Origin of the sequence: Rudanella lutea DSM 19387, from assembly GCF_000383955.1 — a bacterium.
GTDB classification, from domain to species: domain Bacteria; phylum Bacteroidota; class Bacteroidia; order Cytophagales; family Spirosomataceae; genus Rudanella; species Rudanella lutea.
In genome coordinates, this window is the sequence record NZ_KB913013.1 from 353,659 (window position 1) to 379,914 (window position 26,256).

24 protein-coding genes and 1 other RNA gene are annotated in these 26,256 nt (G+C 56.7%); 17 read left to right on the top strand and 8 right to left on the bottom strand.

Going from position 1 to position 26,256, the window contains the following annotated elements:
• Positions 1 to 43: 43 nt before the first annotated feature.
• Together ssrA and RUDLU_RS0101645 are read right to left on the bottom strand one after the other, a co-directional pair.
• Positions 44 to 415, bottom strand: a transfer-messenger RNA (tmRNA) gene (gene ssrA, locus RUDLU_RS29110).
• 80 nt (positions 416 to 495) lie between these two features.
• Positions 496 to 3,195 (bottom strand): cation-translocating P-type ATPase, encoded by a 2,700-nt coding sequence (locus RUDLU_RS0101645; protein WP_019986600.1) that lies wholly within the window; start codon positions 3,193 to 3,195, stop codon positions 496 to 498.
• A 239-nt stretch (positions 3,196 to 3,434) separates the two neighbouring features.
• Between RUDLU_RS0101645 and RUDLU_RS0101650 the strand changes: the two genes are divergently transcribed.
• On the top strand, positions 3,435 to 4,409 hold the full coding sequence (locus tag RUDLU_RS0101650) for a 1-phosphofructokinase family hexose kinase (protein ID WP_019986601.1): 975 nt from the start codon (positions 3,435 to 3,437) through the stop codon (positions 4,407 to 4,409).
• A gap of 156 nt (positions 4,410 to 4,565) precedes the next feature.
• Positions 4,566 to 5,429: a universal stress protein gene (locus RUDLU_RS28585; protein ID WP_019986602.1), complete on the top strand. Its 864-nt coding sequence runs from the start codon at positions 4,566 to 4,568 to the stop codon at positions 5,427 to 5,429.
• 146 nt (positions 5,430 to 5,575) lie between these two features.
• Here the strand turns inward: RUDLU_RS28585 and RUDLU_RS0101660 are convergent, their stop codons facing one another.
• Complete coding sequence (locus RUDLU_RS0101660; RefSeq protein WP_019986603.1) at positions 5,576 to 6,373, bottom strand: universal stress protein; 798 nt, start codon at positions 6,371 to 6,373, stop codon at positions 5,576 to 5,578.
• Between the two features lie 201 nt (positions 6,374 to 6,574).
• Here RUDLU_RS0101660 and RUDLU_RS0101665 point away from each other — a divergent pair, with 201 nt between their 5' ends.
• Positions 6,575 to 7,567 (top strand): NAD(P)-dependent oxidoreductase, encoded by a 993-nt coding sequence (locus RUDLU_RS0101665; protein ID WP_019986604.1) that lies wholly within the window; start codon positions 6,575 to 6,577, stop codon positions 7,565 to 7,567.
• 290 nt (positions 7,568 to 7,857) lie between these two features.
• On the opposite strand, the gene RUDLU_RS0101670 is transcribed toward RUDLU_RS0101665, so the two are convergent.
• Both RUDLU_RS0101670 and RUDLU_RS0101675 read right to left on the bottom strand, forming a co-directional pair.
• Entirely contained in the window at positions 7,858 to 8,304 is a 447-nt protein-coding gene (locus tag RUDLU_RS0101670) for a pyridoxamine 5'-phosphate oxidase family protein (RefSeq protein WP_019986605.1), read from the bottom strand.
• 20 nt (positions 8,305 to 8,324) lie between these two features.
• Positions 8,325 to 9,149: a universal stress protein gene (locus RUDLU_RS0101675; RefSeq protein ID WP_019986606.1), complete on the bottom strand. Its 825-nt coding sequence runs from the start codon at positions 9,147 to 9,149 to the stop codon at positions 8,325 to 8,327.
• 316 nt (positions 9,150 to 9,465) lie between these two features.
• Between RUDLU_RS0101675 and RUDLU_RS0101680 the strand changes: the two genes are divergently transcribed.
• On the top strand, positions 9,466 to 10,158 hold the full coding sequence (locus RUDLU_RS0101680; protein WP_019986607.1) for a hypothetical protein: 693 nt from the start codon (positions 9,466 to 9,468) through the stop codon (positions 10,156 to 10,158).
• A 608-nt stretch (positions 10,159 to 10,766) separates the two neighbouring features.
• Positions 10,767 to 11,534: an LOG family protein gene (locus RUDLU_RS0101685; RefSeq protein ID WP_019986608.1), complete on the top strand. Its 768-nt coding sequence runs from the start codon at positions 10,767 to 10,769 to the stop codon at positions 11,532 to 11,534.
• A gap of 68 nt (positions 11,535 to 11,602) precedes the next feature.
• On the opposite strand, the gene RUDLU_RS28590 is transcribed toward RUDLU_RS0101685, so the two are convergent.
• A complete protein-coding gene (locus tag RUDLU_RS28590) occupies positions 11,603 to 14,221 on the bottom strand; it encodes a T9SS type A sorting domain-containing protein (protein ID WP_019986609.1) in 2,619 nt (872 codons plus the stop codon).
• 203 nt (positions 14,222 to 14,424) lie between these two features.
• On the opposite strand from RUDLU_RS28590, the gene RUDLU_RS0101695 reads away from it, so the two are divergent.
• From RUDLU_RS0101695 to RUDLU_RS0101745, 12 genes are all read left to right on the top strand, one after another.
• Positions 14,425 to 15,063: a Crp/Fnr family transcriptional regulator gene (locus tag RUDLU_RS0101695; RefSeq protein ID WP_019986610.1), complete on the top strand. Its 639-nt coding sequence runs from the start codon at positions 14,425 to 14,427 to the stop codon at positions 15,061 to 15,063.
• 84 nt (positions 15,064 to 15,147) lie between these two features.
• Positions 15,148 to 15,978, top strand: a complete 831-nt coding sequence (locus tag RUDLU_RS0101700) for a sulfite exporter TauE/SafE family protein (protein WP_019986611.1) — start codon at positions 15,148 to 15,150, stop codon at positions 15,976 to 15,978.
• A 190-nt stretch (positions 15,979 to 16,168) separates the two neighbouring features.
• On the top strand, positions 16,169 to 17,578 hold the full coding sequence (locus RUDLU_RS0101705; protein ID WP_019986612.1) for an MBL fold metallo-hydrolase: 1,410 nt from the start codon (positions 16,169 to 16,171) through the stop codon (positions 17,576 to 17,578).
• A 65-nt stretch (positions 17,579 to 17,643) separates the two neighbouring features.
• A complete protein-coding gene (locus tag RUDLU_RS0101710; protein ID WP_157580068.1) occupies positions 17,644 to 19,029 on the top strand; it encodes a hypothetical protein in 1,386 nt (461 codons plus the stop codon).
• Between the two features lie 3 nt (positions 19,030 to 19,032).
• Positions 19,033 to 19,605: a YeeE/YedE family protein gene (locus tag RUDLU_RS0101715; protein ID WP_019986614.1), complete on the top strand. Its 573-nt coding sequence runs from the start codon at positions 19,033 to 19,035 to the stop codon at positions 19,603 to 19,605.
• Between the two features lie 6 nt (positions 19,606 to 19,611).
• The gene (locus RUDLU_RS0101720) at positions 19,612 to 20,097 is read left to right on the top strand and encodes a DUF6691 family protein (RefSeq protein ID WP_019986615.1); all 486 of its coding nucleotides are present in this window, start codon (positions 19,612 to 19,614) and stop codon (positions 20,095 to 20,097) included.
• Between the two features lie 306 nt (positions 20,098 to 20,403).
• On the top strand, positions 20,404 to 20,616 hold the full coding sequence (locus RUDLU_RS0101725; RefSeq protein WP_019986616.1) for a YgaP family membrane protein: 213 nt from the start codon (positions 20,404 to 20,406) through the stop codon (positions 20,614 to 20,616).
• Between the two features lie 124 nt (positions 20,617 to 20,740).
• Entirely contained in the window at positions 20,741 to 21,133 is a 393-nt protein-coding gene (locus RUDLU_RS0101730) for a rhodanese-like domain-containing protein (RefSeq protein ID WP_019986617.1), read from the top strand.
• An 8-nt stretch (positions 21,134 to 21,141) separates the two neighbouring features.
• Positions 21,142 to 22,131 (top strand): sterol desaturase family protein, encoded by a 990-nt coding sequence (locus RUDLU_RS26790; RefSeq protein WP_019986618.1) that lies wholly within the window; start codon positions 21,142 to 21,144, stop codon positions 22,129 to 22,131.
• Positions 22,106 to 22,258 carry a hypothetical protein gene (locus RUDLU_RS30530; protein ID WP_342663114.1) on the top strand — a complete coding sequence of 51 codons (153 nt, stop codon included), beginning with the start codon at positions 22,106 to 22,108 and terminating at the stop codon, positions 22,256 to 22,258. The genes RUDLU_RS26790 and RUDLU_RS30530 overlap by 26 nt, the downstream gene beginning before the upstream one ends.
• 113 nt (positions 22,259 to 22,371) lie before the next feature.
• Complete coding sequence (locus RUDLU_RS0101740; RefSeq protein ID WP_019986619.1) at positions 22,372 to 23,784, top strand: MBL fold metallo-hydrolase; 1,413 nt, start codon at positions 22,372 to 22,374, stop codon at positions 23,782 to 23,784.
• A gap of 273 nt (positions 23,785 to 24,057) precedes the next feature.
• Positions 24,058 to 24,453: a DUF983 domain-containing protein gene (locus RUDLU_RS0101745; RefSeq protein WP_027302669.1), complete on the top strand. Its 396-nt coding sequence runs from the start codon at positions 24,058 to 24,060 to the stop codon at positions 24,451 to 24,453.
• Between the two features lie 86 nt (positions 24,454 to 24,539).
• On the opposite strand, the gene RUDLU_RS0101750 is transcribed toward RUDLU_RS0101745, so the two are convergent.
• Positions 24,540 to 24,938: a hypothetical protein gene (locus RUDLU_RS0101750; protein WP_019986621.1), complete on the bottom strand. Its 399-nt coding sequence runs from the start codon at positions 24,936 to 24,938 to the stop codon at positions 24,540 to 24,542.
• A 128-nt stretch (positions 24,939 to 25,066) separates the two neighbouring features.
• On the bottom strand, positions 25,067 to 26,176 hold the full coding sequence (locus RUDLU_RS0101755; protein WP_019986622.1) for a L,D-transpeptidase family protein: 1,110 nt from the start codon (positions 26,174 to 26,176) through the stop codon (positions 25,067 to 25,069).
• Between the last annotated feature and the right edge of the window lie 80 nt (positions 26,177 to 26,256).

The window sequence follows — 26,256 nt, forward strand, 5'->3', positions numbered from 1 at the left end:
ACATAACAAAAAGCCTGTAAGTCAAAACTTACAGGCTTTCGCGGGGTGGAGTCGGAGGGATTTGAACCCTCGTCCAGTCAAGGAACCCGTCGTGCTTTCTACATGCTTAGATTCGATTGGATTGTCGGGCAAAAGGCTGGTTCGGATCAGACCGACCAATCGCCGTAGGTACTTGGATCTCGTTGGGTGTTAATACCATTAGACCAACCAGCGCTGCGGTTCGACGCCCCCTGATCCAGCCAGCAGCACGTAGGCCGGGGAGACGATGGCTAGTGCTTAATCCTCCGGATTAGGCAGCCATGGCGTAGTTATACTCGCCAGTTATTGTTTTGACGATTTGTTTGGGCGGGAAATTCCGTCAACTCCCGGCATGCTTACACGCGACCTCAGCAAGCTGTCAATTCCGGTCGACCCCAGATGACACACCTTGGGCGTGCATAGTAGAAACCCGGCTGTAGGTCGGAAAGTTCGCCCGTTGGCTCTTTTTTGTATGCGTCAGGCGCCTGACGCATGCCCCCGGCGCTGCCACCATTTGAACAACTCCATCACCACGAGGACGATTGCCGCCGTGGGCACCAGCTTAGCCCAGTCGTTGAGCGATACGGGGGCAATTTTCAGCAGTTCCTGCATAAACGGAATGTGCATCACCCCGATATGAAGCGCCTGTAGGGCCAGTACCCCCAGCACCAGCACGTAGTTGTTGCGCAACGGAATACCAAAGGCCGAGCGGGTTTCGGAGCGACAGTTGAACACGTGGAAGTTCTGGAGCAACACCATCAGGAGCAGAATAAGGTTGCGGGCTTCGAATTCGGAGCGGCCGAGGTTGTTGAGCAGGTGGTACCAGAGACCAAACGTGAGTAGCGTCATGACGCCCCCCGCCAGCAGGTTCTGCCGGATCATGAGCGGATTAAACACGCCCTCCGAAGGCTTGCGGGGCGATTGCTGCATGGGGCCGGGCTCACCAGCTTCAAATGCCAGGGCGACGTCCTGAATGCCGTTGGTGACTAGGTTGAGCCACAAAAGCTGCACCGGTAAAAACGGGATTGGCTGACCGAAAATCAGCGCCAGGGCTACGAGCATGATCTCGGCGGCCCCGGTCGAAATGGCGAGGTAAATAATTTTGCGGAGGTTGCTGTAGGTGTTCCGGCCTTCCTCAATACCCGCCACAATCGACGCAAAATTATTGTCGGTAATAATCATCGAGGCTGTTTCCTTGGCTACATCGGTACCGTAGCCCATCGCAATCCCGATATGGGCTGTTTTGAGGGCCGGAGCATCGTTGACCCCGTCGCCGGTAACGGCCACAAAATGCCCCGACTCCTGCAGGGTTTCCACAATCTGCTGTTTTTGCTGGGGCGACACCCGCGCAAACACCCGCCGACTGTTTACGGTCTCGACGAAGTCGGTAAACGATCCCTGCCGGGCGGCTTCGGCCAGTTCGGCCCCCGTAATGAGTTGCTCTTTGTGTTCGGCAAGGCCCAGTTCGCGTGCAATGTAGAGGGCCGTAGCCGGGTGGTCGCCGGTGACCATAGCTACGGTTACGCCAGCCTCCTGACAGGTCTGCACGGCGGCTTTGGCCTCAGGGCGCAGCGGGTCGATGAGGGCGAGCAAACCGAGAAGTTGCAGAGGTGGTAATGTCGTTTCGTCGATTGTGTCGACCGGCCCACCCGCTACCACCAGTACCCGGAATCCGTTAGCAGCCAGGGCGTCGTGCCGGGTCACAAGGGCGTCGGCGTCTTCGGTTTGCAGGGCGGGCAATAGAGTTTCGAGGGCACCTTTTACGGCAATACGCAGCGACCCGGCGCGCCGATAGTACACGGCCGCGTACTTCCGCTCCGACTCAAACGGAATTTGCTGCACCCGCTCAACCGACTGGAGCAGGTCGCCGGGCGAAAGGCCCGCTTTGTACGACAAGGCCATCAGAGCCACATCGACGGCATCACCCTGATAGTGCCAGCCATCGGCCCGGTGTTCGAGCTTACTTTCGTTGCAAACAGTTACAGCTTCGAGCAATTCGCCCAGGCTGCCCTGCACGGGGGCGGGTTGCCCGGCGGGGTCCAGAATCTGCCCGATACCGTTGTAGCCCTCTCCCGTTACGGTCAGGGTGCGCGCGTCAGGTAAAACCAACTGCCGTACGGTTTGCCCATCCACGGTGAGCGTACCCGTCTTGTCGGTTGCGATGAAGGTGCAACTGCCGAGGCCTTCCACGGCGGTGAGTTTTCGGATAATCACGTTTCGTTTGGCCATCCGGCGGGTACCGATGGATAAGGCCACGGTCATGGCAATGGGTAGGCCCTCGGGAATAGCCGAAACGGCTACGGCGACGGCCAGAAAAAGAACCTGCGTCAGGCTCATGCCCTGCCAGTAGCCCACAACGCCAATAAAAAGACAGGTGATGAGCGTAACGACACTGATTTTCTGGGTAAACGCTTCCATCCGCTCCACGAGGGGCGCTTTGGTCGGTTCCAGATACTGCAAACTGGCGGCTATCCGGCCGATTTCGGTATGCATGCCCGTGGCCACCACTACGCCCGTTGCCCGGCCGGTGAGTACGGTGGTCCCCGCAAATACCATGTTAGCCCGGTCGCCAAGGGGTAGCTCACTTGGCTCAAGGGGCTGACTCGTTTTGGCTACCGGCAACGACTCGCCCGTGAGGAGGGCTTCTTCGACGTTCAGTTGGGTGCTTTTGATCAGCCGGATGTCGGCTGGCACTTTATTGCCCGATTCGAGCAGCACTACATCGCCCGGTACGAGGGTTTCGGCCTCGGCTTCTTCGTCGGCATTGTCGCGCCGGAGCCGCACCCGAATCCGAATCATCTGTTGCAGGGCGTTGGCGTTGGTTTCGGCCCGCCACTCCTGGTAGGCACCCATGGCAGCATTGAACAGGAGCACCACCGCAATAAAGCCGGCATCGACATATTCACTCAGAATCAACGCAATAACGGCTGCAAACAGCAGCACGTAAATAAGCGGGCTCATAAACTGCCGCAGCACAATCTCGACAAGCGTAACCGATTTTTTCTGAGGCAACACGTTGGGGCCGTATTGCGCCAGTCGGTTCGCAGCCTCGGTTTGCGTCAGCCCCTGTCGACTGCTCTGCAGGTGCTCGAACAGCTCGGTAACGGCAAACGAATGCCAGGGGCGGTGCGGAGGTGGGGGAGGGGTATTGGGTTGATTATCTGCGTGTTGAGGCATGCGGATCGGGCGGGTTGCGTTCCCGTTGGCAAACGAGCGGCCGACAACGGGTACGGGTTGAATAAAGACCGGAATGGATAGACCGCAAAATAAGTGATTGTAGCCAACGCCCGCTCACTTGTAAACTCAATCAACAAGCTGACGGATGTCATTTTCGGCCGAGGCAAAACCGGATAGTTTCGTCTTTGTAAATCGGCCTGCCCGCGTGTGGTTTCGGGTGGGCCAACACATCCCTTTGTATGATCGTTACGTTCACGCCCAACCCGGCCGTCGATATCAGCACGAGCGTCGACCGGCTTACGCCTACGCAGAAATTACATTGCGCCCAACCCCGATACGATGCGGGTGGGGGCGGCATCAACGTGTCGAAAGCCATTCGTCGGCTCGGTGGCCAGTCGAAGGCCGTGTTCACGGCCGGTGGGCCTATGGGCCTTTCGCTCGAACAACTGGTGGCCGACGAAGGAGTCGATTACCAGATTATCGGTATTGAAGGGCTCACCCGCGAGAGCTTTGTGGTGACCGAAAACAGTACAGGCCTACAATACCGGTTCGGTACGCCCGGCCCCGCGCTAAGCCCGGCCGAAGGAACCGCCTGTCTGGAGGCTCTGGAAGCCCTGCCAGGGCCTATTGAGTACCTGGTAGGCAGTGGGAGTTTGCCACCCGGCCTGCCCGTCGATTTTTACGCGCAGATAGCCCGGTGGGCCAAACAGAAAGGGATTCGGTTTGTGCTCGACACTTCGGGTGAACCATTGAAGCAGGCCGTGGCCGAAGGGGTTTTTCTGCTTAAACCAAACGTGGGTGAGCTGGCCCGACTGGTCGGTAAAGACCGGCTCAATGCGAGTGAGGTGCACGAATCCGCCCGGCAGCTGATTGGCGAAGGCCGATGCACCCTCGTGGTGGTATCGCTCGGTCCGCGGGGGGCGTTGCTGGTTACGGCCCAGGGGTTCGAGTACGTACCGACCCCGCCTGTAAAATCGGTGAGTACCGTGGGCGCGGGCGATAGTGTGGTGGGGGGAATGGTGTTTGCCCTGTCGACCGGCCAATCGTACCACAACATGGTGCGCCTGGGGGTGGCCTGCGGCACGGCCGCCACCCTGAATCACGGCACCGAGCTCTTTCACAAAACCGACGTCGACGAGTTGCTTCGGTGGATCAACGAAGCGACCGATGCCGGTACCCAAACGGATTTTTTTGCCCAACCCATTGAACCGTAGTTCAGTCCTTTTTGGTACATACCATCCTTTTCAGTACTGGACCTTCGGACTTCAGACACTGGACGTTAGACTTACTACCTGTATATATGGCGGTCCAACGTCTAATGTCCAACATCTAATATCCAGTACAAAGACCATCCTTACATTTCTTTCCTGATGAAAACGATTTTATTTCCCACCGATTTCTCGGCCCAGTCGCAACAGGCATTACCCATTGCCGCGCAGTTAGCCAAACTTTTCAATGCCCGGCTGGATCTGGTACACGTACAAAGCCCACCCCTGGCTACCGGCTGGACGCCCGTTCCGACACTCGAAGCCGCGAGCGCCAACGCCGACATGCTGACCGAAACCATTGCTGCCGGGTTTGAGCAGCTTAAGCAACTGCCTTGCTTACAGGGTGTTGTGGTGAAGACTCATCTGGTTGAAGGGACGGATGTGACGGAGGTACTCACCCAACCGACTTTTGCGGGCGCTGGCCTGATCGTGATGAGCTCGTCGGGGGCGGGAGGGCTCAAAGAAACCTTACTGGGCTCCAACGCCGAGCGGATGATCCGACACGCCCGCATTCCGGTACTGGTGCTGAAAAATCCGCTGCATTACCTCGACCTGCGCTCAGTAGTGTTTGCGTCAAGCTTCACCGATGTGTACGACGCCAGCATGAACTTTATTCACGAACTGCTTGATAGTTACGATTTCCCGCAACTCCACCTGCTCTTTGTGAATACGCTAGGTCGGTTTACCGCCAGCCACGACATACAACCCCGCATGGAGGACTTCGTGAAGCGTTACCACCTGGGCGTGACGTCGATGACCGAGCTTAACGAACTGGAGGTAGAAGCGGGGATTATGCGGTTTGCCCAGACCCACCAAGCCGATCTGGTGGTGTTGGGTACGCATGGGCGACAGGGGCTGCGGCATCTGTTGCAAGGGAGTATTGCCGAAGATGTGGCCAACCATGCAGGCATGGCCGTGCTGACGCTCCCCCTCCAAACCGATCCCGTGCCGATGGTGCTTTTTTAAGGTTTAAGGTTTTTGGTTTATAGTTTTTGGTTGAGCCTGCCAAAGTTACACGAGTTGGTAACGCGCTGTCAGGTAATGGGTTGCGGTAAGTTCAGTCCGCAATTCACGTAAACCAAAAACTATAAACCAAAAACCATGCACCTACTTTACATACGCATAATCAGCACGGGTACCTGGGCGTGCCGGAGCACAGTTTCGGCAACGCTTGCGTGCCCACCCGCCCGGCCGTGGGTGTACAGTACAATCAGGTCGGCCCCGGTTTCGTCGGCGTAGTGCAGGATGCCCTCAGATACGGTACGGTCGGAGCGGATAGCCAGCTCGTACTGCGCGTACCCCTGCATACGCGCCCAGTCGCCTACCCAGTCGCGAATCTGCTCGGGCGACCGGTTATCGGCGGGCGTCGATACATACACAAACCGGCTCAGTCCATCCTCGCCCACACCAAACGGGAGCACGTGCCGCTTTTTCATGTTCTCGTCCAGATCAAGTGCTCCTACCGGGTTTCGGGGGCTGAAATGCGCAATGGGCTGTTTCACCACCAACACCGGACAGGGGGCCTGCCGCACCATTGATTCGGCGCGGGTACCACTCGCCCACTCCTGCCAGAAACCCGCATTCCGTGCGCCCAGTACAATCAGGTCAGGGGCAAGACCAGCCACCACCTCAGCCGGGTTCTGGTCGGAGTAGGTAACCGTGGGTTTGATCGTGAGGCCCTCGTGCCGGGTTTGTTGCCGGAGAGGGGCGGCCAGTTGTTCCAGAGTCTGAAGCGGCTCCGGTTTGGGGCTTTCTGACGTTTCGCCCGCCAATACAGGCTGGTGTATCGGCTGGGGAATCACCGAGATCAGAATCAGTTGAGCCCCGTAGAGCCGGGCAATATCGGCGGCAACGGGTAAGGCTTTGGGGTCGGTATTGGCGAGGTTGATCGGAACGACAATCGTTTTCATGCGAACAAAGGCTTAATGTACACGGCAAATGAATCTGTTTAGGCCTTTGAGGGGCATGACCAGACTCACAGACGGGGTTGATTGTGCTCACAAGCCCTTCGGGGCAGGCTACCGTCCGAATCAGGCATATACCTGAGAAACGTCATGTTTAGGAGGCTACCCGGTGGGCTACCTTTGCCTAAACACAAACCGTCGACGATCATGCAAATCGCGTTTTTCAATACGAAGCTTTTTGAGCGAGACTGGTATGAACGCCATCAGGGGCATCATCAGATCTATTTCTTTGACGAACCGCTGACGCCATACCATGTGCGCCTGGCCGAAGGGTGCGGGGCGGTTTGTGCGTCGGTCAACGACAACCTGTGCAAACTGACCCTCGAAGGGCTCAAAAACGCAGGCGTTGAGGTGGTGGCTATGCGCTGCGCTGGTCTTGATAACGTGGACCTGGATGCGGCCGAGCGGCTGGGTATCCAGGTGATCAACGTACCCGATTACTCACCCTTCGCCGTAGCCGAGCACGCCGTGGCTTTGTTGTTGGCCTTGTTAAGGCACTTGCCCGAAGCCCGTAGCCGGATTGGGCGGGGTAATTTCTCGCTGGATGGGCTCGTCGGCACCGAGTTGCACCGCAAAACGGTGGGGGTAATCGGGACGGGGCATATTGGCCGGGCGTTTTGCCAGATTATGCAGGGGTTTGGTTGTACGGTACTGGCCTACGATGTGCGGCCTCAGCCCAAACTCATGAGTACGGGCCTGCGTTACGCATCGCTCAACGAGGTGCTGAGCGAGTCGGATCTGGTGGCGTTGCATTGCCCCCTCAACGAGCGCACCCACCACCTGATCGACGCCCGGAATCTCGCCCTGATGAAACCGTCGGCGATTCTGGTCAATACGAGCCGGGGCAAACTGGTGGATACCGACGCCCTGCTGGCGGCCCTCAACCGGGGCAAACTGGCGGGTTATGCCACCGATGTGTACGAAAACGAAGCGAGCTGGTTTGGTAAAGACTGGTCGCTGGAGGGGGTAGCCGACGAACGGCTCAATCAGTTACGGCGGCATCCGAGGGTGCTGATGACGGCTCATCAGGGGTTCCTGACCGCCGAAGCGCTGGAGCAGATTGGTCGGAGCCTGCTTAATAAATTAACTTTTTTTGAAGGGCAGCGCGCAGAAGGCGTCACAAAGGCGTCGATGTGCTGAAGCGTTCATAGCGTTTTTGCCCAGACAGCTTTGGGTTAGTGAAGAGTCTATTACAAGTGGTTAAAAAATAGGAAAGTCGGGTGTAACAAGCGGTTCAGGCGCTGGCACCCGGCTTTTTTGTTTGCGTATAACCTGATGCATATTAGTGGAAGCGCGGTTCGTTTTACACATATCGATGATCGCTATAAAAGACAAAAAGCGAGTATCCAGACCCGCTTTTTGTTCCTACATCCCTTCTCTGTCTACATAATCAGCCGGGCGGGCTTTCGGCAGAAGCCCGGCTCACTCGTTTATCGTTGTTCGGCGCGGCCGCTTTTTTTCGTGATTCGGATTCGGTACACCACGGTGTTGGGGGCACCGGAGCCCAGAAACGTCTCGCCCTGGTAGTTTTCCAGCGACGTGATTTCGTGGGCAAACAGCGGTGCCATCCGATTGCCCAATCGTTGCAGGGCGTACACGCGGTCGTCGCCGGTCAGTTCTTCGTACACCCCATGTACCACTACGCTGCGCCAGTACGTAGGCGATACCACCTCATTGACCTCCAGGCAAACGTTGGGGTTCTCGCGCATCAGCCGGGTTTTGGTGCCCTCGCGGGTGTGGCCGTACAGGCAATGCCCATCGTACAGGTACGTGACCGGTACCACCAGCACCTCCGTGCCCGACGCACACCCCAACCGCCCAAACCATTGGCTGGTGAGCATGTGATTGATTACCTCTTCGGTTAAGTGGCTTAGCATAACGGGGGTGAATGGTTCGGTTAGTTGTTTTCGCCCAAGGGCATAACCAATACGGGGATGGTAGCATGGTTGACCACATCTTCGGCGACGCTGCCGCTCAGCAGGTGCCAGAGGCCGTCGTGCTGATGGGTGAACAGGAGGATCAGGTCGGCCGCCTGTTTCTCCGCAAATTCCAGAATGCCGCCCGGTACATCGGCACTGCTCACAAACGTAAATTCGTAATTGGTCAGGTGCTGCGCCGTAGCCAGTTCGGTCATGAACTCCCGGATGCCTTCGGGTACGCGGGCGTCGGTGGGCGTGAGCACATACACGTACTGCCGCACCCCATCGCCCAGATGAAAGGGCCAGGCGGGGTGCGTTTTGAGCCGCTCATCGACATCAATGGCGCAAATAGCCCGCTTCGGAGCAAAGTTGGGTTGTCCTTCTTTCACCACCAGCACGGGGCAGTGTACCCGTCGGATCACCTGCTCGGCATTGGAGCCAACGAGCCACTCGGCCCAGCCGGTTGCCCCACGCGAGGCCATCACAATCAAGTCGGCAGGGTAGCTGGCCATTACGCCGTACAGCCCTTTGCTATCGGTGGTCACAAGCGGGTTTATGGTCAGGTCGGCATACTGCGGGGCCTGGCACAGGGCCTGTAGAGCCTGCGTTGCTTCGGCTTCCTGCTCATCTATGTAGTTGGCCAGGGGCAGCGGAGCTTCGGTCAGGCCGGGTGTGGCCAGATTGTACGGTACGTAATGCAACAGGGTGATCTGCGCACCGTACTGGCGGGCGAGGCTGGCCGCAACGGGCAGGGCCTCGTTGGCGAGCGGGCTAAGGTCGGTTGGGACAAGGATATGGTTCATGGCGTCGGGGTGAATGGGCGTCAGTTGGGTGTAACCGACGATGTAAAATTGGGCCCGATGCGGGCGTTGAACTGTGATGGCCGTTAGGGGACCGGGTGACTCTTGTCAGGCCCGCAACCTACCAGAATCACACCCCGGCCTGACCCGCTTCACAATAAGAGTCACCTGCATCGCCCAACTTTACCGTAAAATGTAGAATGAACAATGAATGATGAATAATGGGGTTGTCTGCTGGTTATCAGGCTTTATCTTATTCGTCCTACTCTATACATTGTTCATTTTACACTATTCATCATTCATTTGATTCGCCAATGCCATGAACCGCTACGCTATCTTTTTGGGCCTTTTCCTGACGTGTGTTCTACCTGGTTACGGCCAGAAAACGAGCCTGTACGGGGGCGCTGGTTTTTTTCGGATCGGCTATGCCAACCTGCATCAATCTGGCCGGGCGTTGGCGGCTGTATCGTCGACCCGGCTGGCTCCGCTGGGTAACGATTTTTTGTGTGTCGGGGGCGAAGGGTACGCCCGGCTGAACAAATACGTCGTGGGCGGAGGGGGCTACGGGATGGCCCGCCGGACTATGGCGCAAAATGGGCTCCGGGCCGAACCCTTCAGCGGGGGCGGTCTGATTCAGGCGGGGCGGATTGTGCTCGACAAACCCCGTTTCTGGCTGTACCCAAGTTTGGGGGCTGGTTTTTCGGTGATCGGGCTAACTCAGTATGAGCAAAGCCCTACCGGTGAGCGCCTGAATGAGTCGACGGTTATGCTGCCAAATTTCAACCTGCATCTGGGCATCGGGGCCGACTGGCTTGCGTTCCGCATCGATAGCGACGACCGCAAACGTAACGGTGGTCTTCTGCTGGGTTTTCGGGCGGGGTACCAGTTTAGCCCGATTGCCACCAACTGGTCGGGCGACACCGAAACGCTCTCGGCCACCCTGCCGCGCTATGCAACCAATGGCTATTTTATCACGGTGGTGATCGGGGCCGGTGGCTTTGCACGTTTGTGAGGGGGGGTGGGCGGGCGTGCCTGTAAGCCGTGGAGCCGAGTTAGGTTTCTTATCGGAAAACCCCTGACGGGGTAAAACGGCTCGGTCCATGCCCTTAGCCAATGGATACGAATTGGACACGGATGACGCGGCTCGGGCCTATTTTACGGATTGATAAAACAAATCGGCGTACATCTGCCCAATCTGTGTTATCCGCGTACCAATTCTTCAGTATTGAACAGTGGTTATAAATCTGTGGAAATGGGCCTGATCTATGTCATCTGCGTATCAGTCTGGCATGACCGAAAAGAGAACATTGACCAAAATCAGCCAGAGATCTGACTAAACGCAGTGTTTGGCGAGGGGAGACGCCATACTTTTGAATTGGATTAGACGCTTACAAAGGGAGAATAGCAGCTCAGCTTTAGGGCTGGAATACGTTGCTAACTGGGTAGTTAATTAAGCCTGTAGTGGTGTCCATTACGGGCTTTTTCTTTATGTGGCTGTCCACAGGCCCGAAAAAGCGTCCACTGAAGTATTTAATCGCCCATTGCCGCCACGGCCCGCCGACGTTCATCATCCGGCAGCCCGGTCTTAACCAAACGTGGCCTGCACACGCTCACTCGTTCATGGCTCCTGACTCTACCGTACAGGCTAACCCCCGGCCACCCATTCGCCCGTTGCTCCGCGACGGACTTACGCAATCGCTCGATGGTCCCAAAGATCGGCGCTCCGAACTTCGGTTTGTTGTGCAGATTGCCTGGCAGTTTTTCAAAGGACTCCGAACCCTCCATTTTGTGGGGCCCTGTATAACGGTCTTCGGCTCGGCCCGGTTTAGGGAGGGGCACCCCTACTACGAACAAACCCGGCATGTTGGGCGGGCCATTGGGGAACTGGGCTTTACCGTGATGACGGGCGGAGGGCCGGGGCTGATGGAAGCCGCTAACCGGGGTGCCTTCGAGGCCGGGGGGCGCTCGGTGGGGTGCAATATCCGGCTGCCGTTTGAGCAGCAACCTAATCCATACCTGCACACCAGCGTCACGATCGACTTCTTTTTTGTTCGTAAGGTGCTTTTGCTCAAGTACTCCTACGCGTTTGTGGTGATGCCCGGCGGTTGGGGTACGATGGACGAGCTATTTGAAACGCTTACCCTTGTGCAAACGGGCGTGGTGCATAATTTTCCGGTGGTGCTCATGGGCCGCGAATACTATCAGCCCCTGGTCGACTACATGGGCGATATGCTCAAGGCGGGCACCATCAGCGAGCAGGATCTGAAACTGGTGCTGTTGACCGACGATGTGGCCGAGGCTCAGGAACATATTCGCAAATACGTACAGACGCACTACAAAGTGGTAAAACGCCGGAAACCTCTGTGGTGGCTCCTCGAACGGGTTTAAGCCCCACCAGTATGAACACCAAAAAGGCCCTCACTTGCAAGCGAGGGCCTTTTTGGTACAATATGCTGTTACTGGTGTACAATCCGAACGGTCTCGGTTTGCCCGCCGTTGGTGGCCCGTAGGAGCAGCACGCCCGGTGCGCCGGGTTGCAGGCGGAACGTTTGCTCGGGCTGTGCCTGTGGGTTAGCCACCCGTCGTCCGTCGAGCATCCGACCCTGTACATCGGTGAGCTGAAGGTCGAGGGGCTCGTCTGTCGGGCTACTGATACGAACCCGAAGCACGCTTTCAACCGGGTTTCCCAATACCTGCACCCTCAGGCGGCTGTCGGGTTCAGCCCCGGCCAGACGCGCCCGCCCGCAGGTAGCTTTCAGGTCCCACCGAATCGAAACCGTCTGCCCACGTTGCCGGGCGGTAATGGTAAATGGTTCAATGTCAGTGGCTGTACGGCTGGCCGGGTCCACAAACGCGTTGGGGTTGGTTGTCCAGCCAGTAATGCCGGGAGCCATAAATTCAACCGGTGAGCCGTCGCCACCCCACGTCCGAAACGTAATGGCGCCCGTAGCGCAGTTGTACACAGGAGGCAGTAGCTGAAGGCCACCTACGGGTGGAGCGGTTTGGCAGTAGCCGGGCAGGTCGAAGAGGTACGTTGTGGTCAGGCCGCTTTGGGTAGCCTGAATGAGAATTGGCTTAGGGTCGGCACGCAGCCCCGGCTCTACCGTACCGATGCTATCGGTAGGGGTTACCCGCCCGATACCCGGCGTTACGTAGGTAATGGGAGAGCCGTTTCCCCCGGTCACGCGCAGGCTGATGGCCCCCGTCTGGCAATTGTACACGGGAAGGTAAAGCGCCAGCGGCTGGGGTGTGGGCGGCACTACCTCAATCGTAAACGTCGTTACCACGGGTTTGTCGCGGAAAGCGGCTGTGCTCGCGGTTACGGTAACCGAATAGACCCCCACGGTTCGGGCGGTGCCCACAATAGTCCAGACGGGGCTATATGAGCCAACGTCGTTGCGGCTAAATGTGGAGAGCCCAGCGGGGAGGCCGACCACGGTCAGCTGCCAGTTCGAATTATAGTTAAGCTCGTAGGGGGTCGGGTCGGAGAAATACTGTCCGATAGGAAACCCTTGCCGTAGCGCTGTGACGTCGTCGACGGTCAGCCGGAGGGTTGGAATCGGGCGGTTCAGGACCGGTGGTAACGGGGTTACGGCGTTGGTGCAGGCCCGGTTCAGGTCGAACAGAACCGAAATCGCTACGTTCCCTTGTCGGGCCTGAATTGGAATCGGTTTGGGGTCGTTGCGCAGACCGGGCTCCACCTCCCCCGTGGTGGCAGTGGCTGATGTGCGGCTGATGCCGGGGGCTTCAAATGTAATCGGCGATCCATCCCCCCCGCTTGTCAGAAAGGTAATTTGGCCGGTTTGGCAATTGTAGACCGGGGAGAGCAGCACCAGTGGCGAGGCTACCGTCCGTTCGGGTTTGAGTTTGATGGTCCCGGTGGTGCCCGTCAACACGAGCCCGCCGTCGGTTGCTACGGCCACGTCGGTCAGGCGTTCGATGTACGTAGTGGAGAGGCTGTAGTCGCGGAAGGCGAGGGTTGCCAGAAATGCCGGATCGTCGGGGTTGGCAATGGGGTCGGCGCTTATTTTGTAGAGTCGGTAGTCGTAGAAATCCGGACCGGGGTAAGTGTTGCCGAGTATGTAGCACACCTTGCCATCGGCTCCCGTGTAGGTTGTCAGGTAGGGGGTTGTCGCGTCGATGGTACTCATCGCCTTACCCCGTTTCACCGTCCCCATATCGTCAATTTCGAGCAGAATAGCCCGGTTGGGAGCCTGTACGAGCGACGAGAATCCGTAGCCAATACCTGCGAGTGCAAACCCGCTGCCGTTGGCCGCCGGGCTGATGTCGGTGATGCTGAAGGTCGACCGAACCCGGTTTTGACCGGCTGCCGAGAGCGCATCGACCGGTTTCTCCCAGCGCACCGTGCCGGCCGGGTCGAGCCGGGCTATCCAGCCTGTTGCCGGACCGCTGGGGTCGGTTGGGTAAGCCCCACTGCCGGGAATTGAGCCGCCCAGTAATACATCGCCATCCGGGGTGACGAGCAGCGTTTCGAGTTGCACATTGACCGAGGTTCCGGCCCGGTTGAGGGCGGTAAATTGCCGGTTCCAGCTCGGATTGCCGTCGGGATTGTATTTGGTCAGGGTGCCATTGGCGTTCAGAATCAAAAATCCGTTGTCGGTAGTGCCGGTGATGCTGCGGATGTTGAAGAAGTCGGGGTACATAGGGCCACCGGGGCCATACGTGTGGTACCACTCACGGGTGTACACCAACCGCCCGGCCGCATCCAGTTTTTGCAAACCCCACCAGGCTTCAAACCGGCGCGGGTCGAGGCCCGACTGCATATAAATGATACCACTGTACAGGGTGATATAGCCCCCGTCGGCAGTGCTGCCAATTGGGTAGGTAAATCCGCTGATGGGCCGGATGGTATCGCCCGATAGGCTGTATTCGATGCCGCCCGTGACCAGATTGCCACTGGCGGGAAGCACGATGCGATTGGCCATTGACTCCGACGACCTGAACGAAACACTCCATTGCGGGTCGGGCAGATTCGTTTGCCCCCACGCGAACGGTTGCCCCAGCAACAGCAGCAGGCCGACACAAAACCGGGAAAGTTGGTACACGGTTTTCATGATGAAAAGAGGTTGATGTACAGCCAGCCGACACTCGTCAGTTGGCTGTACAAAGGTGACAGTCAGTTGGCTAAGGCGCTCTGATAGGCGTCAGATGCCGACGTGTTCTTTATCAGGCGGGAAAGAAATAGCCTGATGATTGCGTGCAACTCAACGACCGGCTTTCGTGTTGCAGGGGCAAACAACTGAGGTGAGTACCCACTATGAAATTAACGAACGAGTTTTTGCAGGAACGATTGAACGGGCAGTTTGAGCATTTATTGCTGGACGAAATCGCGAAGGCGGGGCAGTACAAACGGGTTTCGGCCGGGGCGTATCTGATCCGGCCGGGCGAATACATCCGGTCGGTGCCCATCATCCTGCACGGCTCGGTGAAGATCATGCGCCCCGACAAAGAAGGCCGCGAGGCTCTGCTGTACTACCTCGGCGGGATGGATGCCTGCGCCATGTCGCTGACGTGCTGTCTGGGTAGCAAGCAAAGTGAAATTACGGCCGTAGTGGAAGAAGACACCGAGCTGATTGCCATTCCGGTTGATAAGGTCGATGAGTGGATGTGCCGGTTCTCGACCTGGAAACAGTTTGTGTTTCAGACTTACCAAAAACGATTTGACAATCTGCTGGCCACGGTCGACGAGGTGATTTTTCATAAGCTCGACGAGCGGTTGCTGGCGTACCTGCACAAGAAAGTGCAGAGCTGCGGTTGCCGGGTGCTGTCGATTACCCACGAAGAGATTGCGCAGGATTTGGCCACCTCACGTGAGGTAATCTCCCGACTGCTCAAGCAGCTCGAAAAAAACGGGGTATTGAAGCTGATGCGCAACAAAATTGATATGCTAAAGTAGACAAAGTGGGGTTCGTGTAACATTTGTCACGGAACCGGCGTGCCGCGAGGCCGTATTTCGCTATCCTATATTACTGGAGCGACTATGACCTCATTACAACTGGCCGGTTTTTCGGCCTCCTTACTCATCGGTGTCAGCCTCGGGCTGATTGGCGGAGGGGGCAGCATCCTGACCCTGCCCGTATTGGTGTACTTGCTGGGGATTAACCCGGTTATCTCAACGGCCTATTCGTTATTTATTGTGGGCGTGACCTCGCTCGTGGGCTCGGTCAATTTCATGCGCAAGAAACTGGTCGATTACAAAGCCGGGATCATCTTCGCCATTCCTTCGTTCACGGCCGTTTTTCTTACCCGAAAATACATTGTACCCGCTATCCCCGACGTGCTGTTTACGTTGGGAGACCTGACCGTCACCAAAAACATCGGCATCATGGTGTTTTTTGCCCTCGTGATGCTGGCGGCTTCGTACTCCATGCTGCGGGACAGCCGCAACGGAGCCGATACCGAAGACGAGGAGCCCCGGTTCAACTACCCGCTCATTGGTCTCGAAGGGGCCGTGGTGGGCGTGCTGACGGGGATCGTGGGGGCCGGGGGCGGCTTCCTGATTATTCCGGCCCTGGTGGTGCTGGCCCGCTTGCCCATGCGCATGGCTGTGGGCACTTCCCTGCTCATTATCGCGGCTAAATCGCTCATTGGCTTCGTAGGCGATGTGGCTAATCTGCATATCGACTGGGCGTTTCTGCTCGAATTTACGGCCCTATCGGTGGTTGGCATCTTTGTGGGTATGTACCTGTCGCGGTATGTAGCGAGTGCCCGGCTCAAAAAAGCGTTTGGCTGGTTTGTGCTCATCATGGGTGTTTACATCATCAGCCGCGAATTATTCTTTTCGCCCGATCTGCGTAACAAAAGTCACTGAACAGGGGCGGTAGGGCGTCTACTTTTGTTTCATAATCAGTTGAATAATTGAATTACAACGGTTTGCCGTGGCGACGGACCACCGTAGTGACGGACCACCGTAATGACGGACCATGAGTTTCGCGCCGGTGGGTGAAGGCCCAACGAGACACTACAAACGAAAAACCACAAACCATAAACCAGTTAGCACGATGTTCTTTCAAACCATTTATGACAAAACCCTGGCACAGGCCAGCTATTTGATAGGATGCCAGAAAACCGGCGAGTCCATTGTGATTGACCCCAAGCGGGATGTCGATACCTACCTCGATGTGGCCAAACAAAACGGCCTTCGGATTACGCACGTCACCGAAACCCATATCCACGCCGATTTCCTTTCGGGTGCCCGCGAACTGGCGGCTTTGACCGGGGCTACTCTTTACCTCTCAGACGAAGGCGGCCCCGACTGGGCCTATGCGTTTGCTCACGAGGGCCTGCGGCATAACGATGTGATCCGGGTGGGTAACCTGACCCTGAAGGTGCTCCATACCCCCGGTCATACCCCAGAGAGCATCAGCTTTTTGCTCACTGACCACCCCGCTACCGACGCGCCGGTCATGATTTTCACGGGTGACTTTGTGTTTGTGGGCGACATTGGCCGCCCCGACCTGCTCGAAAAAGCCGCCGGTATGACCGGTACGCAGGATGCCGGTGCCCGGCAGATGTACCAGTCGGTGCAGCAGTTCAGTCAGTTGCCCGAGTACGTACAGGTATGGCCCGGTCACGGGGCGGGGTCGGCTTGCGGGAAAGCGTTGGGTGCGGTGCCGAGCACAACAGTCGGGTACGAAAAAATACGTAACTGGGCGTTTCAGTACGACGAAGACCCCGAAGGGTTTGTGGAGTACCTGCTCACCGATCAGCCCGAGCCGCCCACCTATTTTGCCAGGATGAAAACCCTGAACAAAGTAGATCGCCCGTTGCTGACTCAGGTGCCGACCCAGAAAAAACTAAGCCCGGCCGAGGTACGCGAAGGCCTCCAGAACGGGATGAAGCTGATTGATACCCGGAACAAAACGGCTTTTGCACAGGGGTTTGTGCCGGGTAGCCTGAACATTCAGGGCAACAATGCCTTTGCGACCTGGATGGGCTGGCTCATGTCGTACGATGAGCCGTTTATGCTCGTGGCCGACGACGCACAAATCGAAGACCTGACCCGTAAACTGATGCGCATTGGCCTCGATAAGGTGTACGGCTACACCGATACCGTAAGTGACCTCGGTATGGAGCTGGCTGGAGCCGATGTGATCGACATCGAGACGTTTAAAACCTACCTCAACCGGGCCGATGTGCAGGTGGTTGATCTGCGCGGAGCCTCGGAATACAAGCAAGGTCATGTGGAGGGGGCCGAAAATGTGTTTGTGGGTACGCTGGAACGGAATCTGGACAAAATTAGCCGCGACAAACCCGTCGTTATTTACTGTCAGGGGGGCGACCGGGCGACGATTGCGTATTCTCTCCTGGTGCGGCACGGGTTTACCAATGTGCGCAATTACTCGGGCAGCATGAACGAGTGGGTCCGCGAGGGGAACCCGGTGGTAACCGGTGAACTGGCGGCCGTTTGAAACCCGAATGGCGTGGCTTGCGTTTTGTGCGGGTAACTTGACTTGATTAACAGGGGAAACGGGGAATGGCCAGACGATTTTGGAGGTTAGGGCTTAGTATGGGTGTATTGGGCGTCAGTTTGGCCGGCCGGGCAGAGCCCCCCGATTCGCTTCGGGTGGCCAATCGGTGGCTGGGGCGCGAGCGGTTTCCGATCCGGGTGCGGTCGGTGTTCATGGCAACCGACAACAAAACCGGCCTGACCGATTCGTACGCCTGGGGCGTAGGGGTGGGGCTGGGTTATCAGACGCCCGTTTTCTTTCGGCACCTGCAACTGGGCGGTACTGTGTTTGTGAGTAAAAACCTGTTGTCGTCGGACCTCGCCACCCGCGATCCCCTCACCAATCAGCCCAATCGCTACGAAGCAGCCCTGTTTGATCTCCGGCAGCCGGGCAGCCACCGGCTCATGCACCGTATGGAATCGCTGTATGCACAGTGGCGGTTTGGCCCGAAAGGCTCGCTCACGGTAGGCCGACAGTTGCCTCGTTCCCCCTTTATCAATCCGCAGGACGGTCGGTTGGCTCCCACGATGGTCGAAGGGCTGGTGGGGCAGTACGATCTGACCCCTAACACCCGGATTCAGGTAGAGTACCTGTGGCGCATGGGGCCCCGGTCTACACTCGGCTGGTACGGTATCGGCCAAAGTGTGGGGCAGCACGGCGTGGGTGTTGATGCCGAGGGACGTGCTTCGCAATACGCGGGTAACACCCGGTCGGGGCATATCGTACAACTTGGCTTCACGCACAAGATCGGGCCGGTAGTGGTGCAACTCTGGGATACCCGGGTGGCTAACCTGTTTAACATGAGTTACCTGCGGGCCGATGCAAACCTGCCGGCAGGGGGCAAACGAGGGATTTTGCTGGGGATTCAGGCCGCGCGGCAGTGGGCCGTTGGCGAAGGGGGCAACCCCGAACCGGCTAAAGCGTACATTCCGCCCGGTAGTCGCTCGCTCACGGTGTCGGGGCGGGTTGGGTACCAGACTCCGCGCTGGACAGCCCACCTCAATGCGACCCGGATTACGGCTGAAGGTCGGTTTCTAATGCCCCGCGAGTGGGGCCGCGATCCGTGGTACACGTTTCTGACCCGTGAACGAAGCGAGGGCACCGGTGATATGACGGCCCTGAGTGCTAACGTCATTCTGACGCCCGGCACCCGGTTTCGGGCCGAGGTTGGGGCGGGATATTACCACTTGCCCGATGTGAAGCGGTACCGCCACAACAAATATGGCCTGCCTGCCTACAGCCAGGTAAACCTGAATCTGAATTACGCCTTTGCCGGACAGTTGAACGGATTAGAAACAGGGGTGTTATGGGTATATAAAGGGGCTCAGGGGCCTACTTACAATAATCTCCGGTATGTGTACAACCGGGTCGATATGAGTCAATTCAATGTACTGATTAATTACCACCTATGAGTTATGGAGTTTCTTGAACTAATTCGAAAGCCCTGGCCCTGGTACGTAGCCGGGCCTTTGATCGGCCTCACGGTGCCGGTGTTGCTCCTGATTGGCAACAAATCATTTGGTATCTCGTCGTCGTTGCGGCACATCTGCGCGGCCTGTATTCCGGCCGGGATTCCGTTTTTCCAGTACAACTGGAAGCGCGAAATGTGGAATCTGTTTTTTGTGGCCGGGGTACTGCTGGGCGGTTTGGTGGCAACCCAATGGTTGGCCAACCCCGACACGATTGTGATTGCCTCCGCTACGATGGCCGATTTACGGGCGCTGGGTATCACCGATTTTTCGGGTCTGATGCCGGCTGAGTTATTCAGTACTGCGACGTTGTTTAGCCTCAAGGGGTTTGTGTTTTTTGTGCTGGGTGGTTTTCTGGTGGGGTTTGGTACCCGCTGGGCGGGTGGTTGCACGTCGGGGCATGCCATTATGGGCATTTCTAACCTGCAATGGGCGTCGGTGGTGGCTACCTGTTGCTTTATGGCGGGCGGCTTTGCCATGACGCACCTTATCTTACCCTACATCCTCAAACTGCTGTAACCAACCATGCAACAACTAGAAGAAATTAAACAACCGTTGGTTTGCGATGCACCCAACGATATGAAGCGGGAAGAAAGCCTGCTCGCGCACCTGAAATATGCCGTAGTGGGGATTCTGTTCGGGATTGTTTTCGTGAAGGCCGAAATCATTTCCTGGTTTCGGATTCAGGAGATGTTCCGGCTCCAGAGTTTCCATATGTACGGGGTTATTGGTTCGGCCATAGCCGTTGGCATGCTGTCGATCTGGCTTATCAAGCGGTTCAACGTTAAAACCCTATCGGGCGAGACCGTTGAATTTCACCCCAAAGCGTTCAACAAAGGGCAGATCTACGGGGGGCTGATGTTTGGGCTCGGCTGGGCTGTGACAGGGGCTTGCCCCGGTCCGTTGTTTGCTCAGATTGGGAGTGGGTATCTGGTTGTGATCATTACGTTACTGAGTGCCATTGCCGGTACCTGGACCTACGGACTCCTGCGGGATCGGTTGCCACACTAAACATTCAGCGAGCAATAAAAAGCGCGCATCAGCCCGGTATGAGGATGATGCGCGCTTTTTTGTAATTAACGTGAGTTACAGGTGATACTCGCTCTGTACCGGACATTCGGACTTTAGACACTGGACATCAGACTTACTGCCTTTCTGTAGGGAGGTCTAACGTCTAGGGGCCAATATCTAATGTTCAGAAGTGAGTGACATTTATTTGAGTATACATCATTTTGTTGAATATCATTTGTTTGCGTGATATTTGTCACAGTGTGTTGCCTAAGGGTTGGCTTTCTTTGTTCAAAAAACAGACGACAAATGAAAGCGAACATGGGTTCTGCCGATCGGATTATCCGCGTACTGGTTGCGCTGGTGGTGATTAGTTTAGTGGCTACGGGCACGCTAAGCGGCATCTGGGCTGTAGTGGGGGTGGTGCTGGCCGGGGTGTTTTTACTGACAAGCCTGGTTCGGTTCTGCCCGTTGTATCTGCCGTTTGGTATCCGAACCAACCGGGTGGGTAAATCGGTCTAAGGGGCCGGGTTCAGGCCCTTTAGTAGCCCATTTTGTCTTTCCCATAATTAGCCGCCTTGTGTGACTCTTGTCACAAAGTTGGTTCTGTGTGCGCGCGAATTTTGTGAGAAAAACAACTCACCCGATGCGTGTTTTTCTAATTCTATTGGTACTCTGGTTGCCCGGATGCGGCTCGGGAACCGGGCCGTCGGCCGTGATCGACATGACGTCGACCGAGTTTAAAGCCGCCCTCGACAGCACGGTTCCCCGTCAACTCATCGACGTGCGCACCGGTCCCGAAGTAAGTGGGGGCGTAATTGCCGGTGCCCAGCAACTCGACATCAGTAGCGACCTTTTTGAGCAGCAACTCGACGGACTCGATAAAGCCACACCCGTGTACGTGTACTGTGCAGTGGGTAGTCGCAGCGCGCAGGCCGCCCGGTTGCTGGCCGAAAAAGGGTTTGGAACGGTGTATAACCTGAACGGCGGTATCCAGGCCTGGCTCAGTGCCGGATACCCGGTCGTTCCGCTACGCTGAAGAGGGTCATGGAACGGTACGTACAGACCTTTGTCGACGGGTACACCGGCTACGCCCGGTATCTGGTGCATGAGATAGTCAATCCCGGCTGGCACAACTACTTTTACGTCTTGGTGGGCCTTTCGCTGGCCGTGTGGGGGCTCGAGTTGCTCTTCCCATGGCGTCGGGATCAGCCGGTACTGCGGCAGGACTTCTTCCTGGATGGGTTCTACCTGTTTTTCAACTTCTTTCTGTTTTCGCTTGTAGGCTACAATGCCCTGTCGAACGTGGGGGTGCTGGCCTTCTCGGATGCGCTGGCGCAGTTGGGTGTTCGAAATCTGGTCGCCATCAATATACAGAGCTGGCCGGTCTGGGCGCAGTTATTCACCCTGTTCATTGTCCGCGATTTTGTGCAGTGGAACGTCCACCGGTTGCTCCACCGGGTGCCCTGGATGTGGAAATTCCACCGGGTGCATCATAGCGTAGAGCAGATGGGGTTTGCCGCACATCTGCGGTATCACTGGATGGAAACAGTCATTTACCGCGTGTTTGAATACATTCCGCTGGCGATGATCGGCTTCGGTATAAGCGATTTCTTTGTGGTACACCTTTTTACACTGGCCGTGGGGCATTTCAATCACGCCAACATCAAGTTGCCGTTAGGCCCACTGCGGTACCTGCTCAACAGCCCCCAGATGCACCTCTGGCATCATGCCGAGGTAATGCCCGCCGACCACCCCACCGGCATCAACTACGGCATTACGCTCAGTATCTGGGATTACCTGTTTGGCACAGCCCACGAGCCTTACGTCGACAGTCACCTGAAACTCGGGTTTCCGGGGCTTGACACATTTCCCCGCACCTTGCCGGCGCAATTAGGTTTGTCGCTCCGGCCGTCTTTATCCAAACATGAAACAAAAACCACCCCTTTGGAAACAGGCGATTTTCCAGCAACTGACGCTGGCGTCACTCACACTCGGTCTGGCTCCCTTCGTGCCCGAACCGCATCTGCTCGGTAAACTGCGCTGGGTGCTGGGTGGGGCCGTGGGTATGCAACTCGTCGATTGGGGCGACTTGCTCATGCACGGGGCTCCCTGGCTGGGACTAATTGGCTATTCGAGTTGGTATCGTTTCGCTAAGAAATGACCTGTGTGGGGGTAAATAGCTGATTTTAATCAGTCCGGGTTTGTAACATTTATCACGGAATACCCCGTCGGCCTCGGCCACTTTTGGGTAGTTATTTTAACGAAACGACTACCATGAAAATCGAACAGATTTATACCGGCTGTCTGGCCGAGGCCGCCTATTATATCGAGTCAGCGGGCGAGGTTGCCATCATCGATCCCCTCCGCGAACCGCAACCCTACATCGACCGGGCCACCGCCGACGGGGCCCGGATCAAGTACGTGCTGGAAACGCACTTTCACGCCGATTTTGTGTCGGGTCACCTTGAGCTGGCGGCCAAAACCGGGGCTAACATTGTCTTTGGCCCCACGGCCCAGCCCAACTACGACGCCCATATTGCGCAGGATGGTGAACTACTGACGCTGGGCAAGGTGCAGATAAAAGTGCTCCATACGCCGGGGCATACGATGGAGTCGAGTACGTTTTTGCTCATCGATGAAGCCGGCCGGGAACATGCTATTTTCACGGGCGACACCTTATTTATTGGTGATGTGGGCCGCCCCGACCTGGCCGTCAAGTCGGACCTGAGCCGCGAAGACCTCGCCGGGTATTTGTACGATAGCCTGTACACCAAAATTCTTCCCCTGCCCGATAGTCTGATTGTGTACCCTGGTCATGGGGCTGGTTCGGCCTGTGGTAAGAACATGAGCAAGGAAACGACCGATACCCTCGGCAACCAGAAACGGTTCAACTACGCCTTGCAGGCTACATCGAAAGCGGAGTTTGTGCGCGAGGTGCTCACCGGTCTGAATACACCCCCGCAGTATTTTCCCAAAAATGCGGTACTGAACAAAATGGGGTACGATAGCGTCGAGACGGTGTTGCAACAGGGGACACAGGCGTTGTCGCCGGGTGCTTTTGAAGCAGCCGCCAACGAAGTCGACGCGCTCGTGCTCGATGTGCGGGATGCGCAGACATTTGCAAAAGGGTTTATTCCGAATTCGATCAATATCGGGTTAGAAGGGCAGTTTGCCGGTTGGGTGGGTACGCTCGTGACCGATCTGAAGCAACCCATTCTGCTCGTGGTTCCCCAAGGTCGCGAAGAAGAGGCTGTGCTGCGGCTCGCCCGTGTGGGGTACGACAACTGCATCGGGTACCTGAACGGTGGCTTTGCCGCCTGGGTAGCCGACGACCGCCCGACGGATACGATCGAGTCTATTTCGGCGGTTTCGTTTGCCGACCGGTTTACGGCTCAGCCCGATCTGAAGGTGCTTGATGTTCGGCGCCGGAGCGAATACGAATCCGAGCATGTGGTGGGTGCCGAGAATTTTCCCCTCGACTTTATCAACGCCAACATGGCCCAACTGAACCGGGCCGAAACGTATTACCTGCATTGCGGTAGTGGGTATCGGTCCATGACAGCCGCGTCGATTCTGCGGGCGCGTGGGTTCGATCACCTCGTGGAGGTGGCCGGTGGTTTTGCCGCCATCAAAGCAACCGGCCAGCTTTCCCTGACCGATTATGTGTGCCCCACAACGTTGCTATAAGTGCAATGGCTGAACGGGTTTCTTTACTGGAAATCGTTCTCAGTACTGGAGATTAGAAGTTGGACACTAGACGTTAGACCTCCCTACAGAAGGGTACTGAGTCTAACGTCCAGTGTCTGAAGTCCGAATGTCCAATACTGAAAAAATCGTTGATCTGTACCACGAATGTCCGCGTTTGTGACTGGATGTATAAAGCGGCATCAGCGACCTTTGTTATCAAAAATAACCCACAACCAAGGGTCTCTGAAGAGGGCCCCTGCATCACCTACCGTTATGTTGAAAGGCACCAAGCTGTATAGCATCGTATTCAATAAATGCCCTCGTTGTCAGGAGGGCGATATGTTTACCAGTGCGACTGCGTTTAGTCGGGAGTTCGATCAGATGCATACGCACTGCCACGCCTGCGGGCAGCGTTTTGAGCCGGAGCCGGGTTTTTACTTTGGTTCCATGTACGTGAGCTATGCCCTGTACGTGGCTACCATTGTGAGCGCGTTTTTTCTGTTTGTTGTTTTTCTCGATGTTGACCCCGTCGATCTGCTGTGGGGGCTGTTGCCCGCGCTGGTGCTGTTGACACCTTTGTTCTTCCGACTCGCCCGGCGTACCTGGATTAACATTTTTGTGGGATATGACCCGGCGGCTAAAAAAGAACCCGCCCCGGCCGGACATTGAAACGCTCCATTGACCAGCAATAGATCTTGAAAAAAGAACGACCACCCCGCGGGGTGGTCGTTTGTGTTACGGGGGTAAATAAGAAACTAAACGAAAAAGGCTTCGTGCAGGGCTACAAAAGCGCGCAGCTCGCGCTTCATGCGGGTATAGTCGGCGTGAAAATCATCCATCTCCTGCCGAATGTAGCGATGGTCGCGCCGTAGTCCGGCGGGTACGGCCTGTTTGTTCTGCCAGGATTGAACCACTGTCTGATCGTACTCCTGAACATCTCCGCTGAGTCGCGGAATGAGCCGGTAGAAGTGCGCAATATGGCTTTTGAGCGCGTCGAATTGTTTCTGCGCTTCGGCGGTCAGTGCCTGCCAGTCGAGGAGGTCGAGCATTTTTTCGAGCAAAGGCAGCTCGACCTGGACAAAGGTGATTTCCTCGTGCCAAAGGCGCACTTCGACGTGCTGATGCGACAGGTAGTTGAGTTGTTCAGTTTTCATGTTTCATGCGGGAGTTGGAGTGTTGGCGTTGGGAACCCGCACGGGTTCTGGTTGCATAGTTAGCCGGTTGCCTCAACCCATTTCCTGCGTTCCGTCAGCGAAACGGCTGATTTTTACCCGTGAATAGGTTAGCGGTACACATCCCGGTACACCCGCACGGCTCCGGCTTCGTCGATGTCCAGAATATTGTAGATGATAAAAACAGGCACCGGCCGGGGCAGCCGAATCGTTTGGGGTGTTTTGGCCTTGAGGCAACTGTTTAGGTAAGCGGGCGTAAACCGGTTGGAGCCCAGTAGCTCGTTGGCCAGTTCAACGGGTTTCTCGACCCGCACACAACCGTGGCTCAGCCAGCGGTTTTCGTTTTTGAAGAGGTGCCGGGCGTTGGTGTCGTGCAGGTAAATGTCGTAGGGGCTGCCGAGGTTAAATTTCATCAGGCCGAGGGCATTGTCGCAGCCTGTCGATTGCCGGAGTCGGTACGGAAACGTTTTGGGCGTCAGGGCAGTCCAGTTGATGGACGTAGGGTCAACTACCTGCCCTTGGCTGTCGATCACCTGCATATTCATGTCGTCGAGTATAGCCGGATTCCGTTTGATCTTCGGAATCAGCTCTTTCTCGGTAATGGAGCGGGGCACGTTCCAGTACGGATAGGTAACGAGGTCGGTGATTCGGGCCGTAAATACGGGCGTCGGCGTGTTTCGTTTGCCTACAATCACCCGGCTGTTGAGTTTGGTTTCGCCTTGCCGGTCAACAACCCGTAGGGTAGCCGACGGGAGGTTGACAATCACCCGTTTGTCGGCCGGAAACCGGTTGAGCCAGCGGTAGGTGTTCAAACTTGCCTTGATTTGCTCAATGGTGAGGGAGTCGCCCACGTAATCATCGAGCAAACAGCGCCAGCAGTAGTCTTTCAGTTGCCGGTAGTGCGGGTCGTGCGATTCGAGGGAGTCGAGCAGCGGAGGCCAGTTGCCGCCCGCTATAACCCGGTCGACAAGTTGCCCCAGTCGCAGGGAGTCCATTTGTGGCGTAACGCCCTGATAACCGAGCCGCCGACTCGGTTTGCCCCAGATCACCTCCGACAAATACGTGGTGAGACACGCCCGGTCGGGAATGGGCGTCTTACAAACCGGCTCCACCCCGATGCTTTCGCCGTACCCCCGCAACCGGGCCCAGTCATCGGCCGATTGACTCATACCTCGCAGGGGCAAAAACAAACTTACAAGCAGTAGCCACCGGGTTGTCATGAGAATTTATGGTTTATCGTTTTTTGCTTTTTGTTTATTGTTGTGCGATGCCTGGCCTTCTCCCTTTCCTCCCTTTCCTT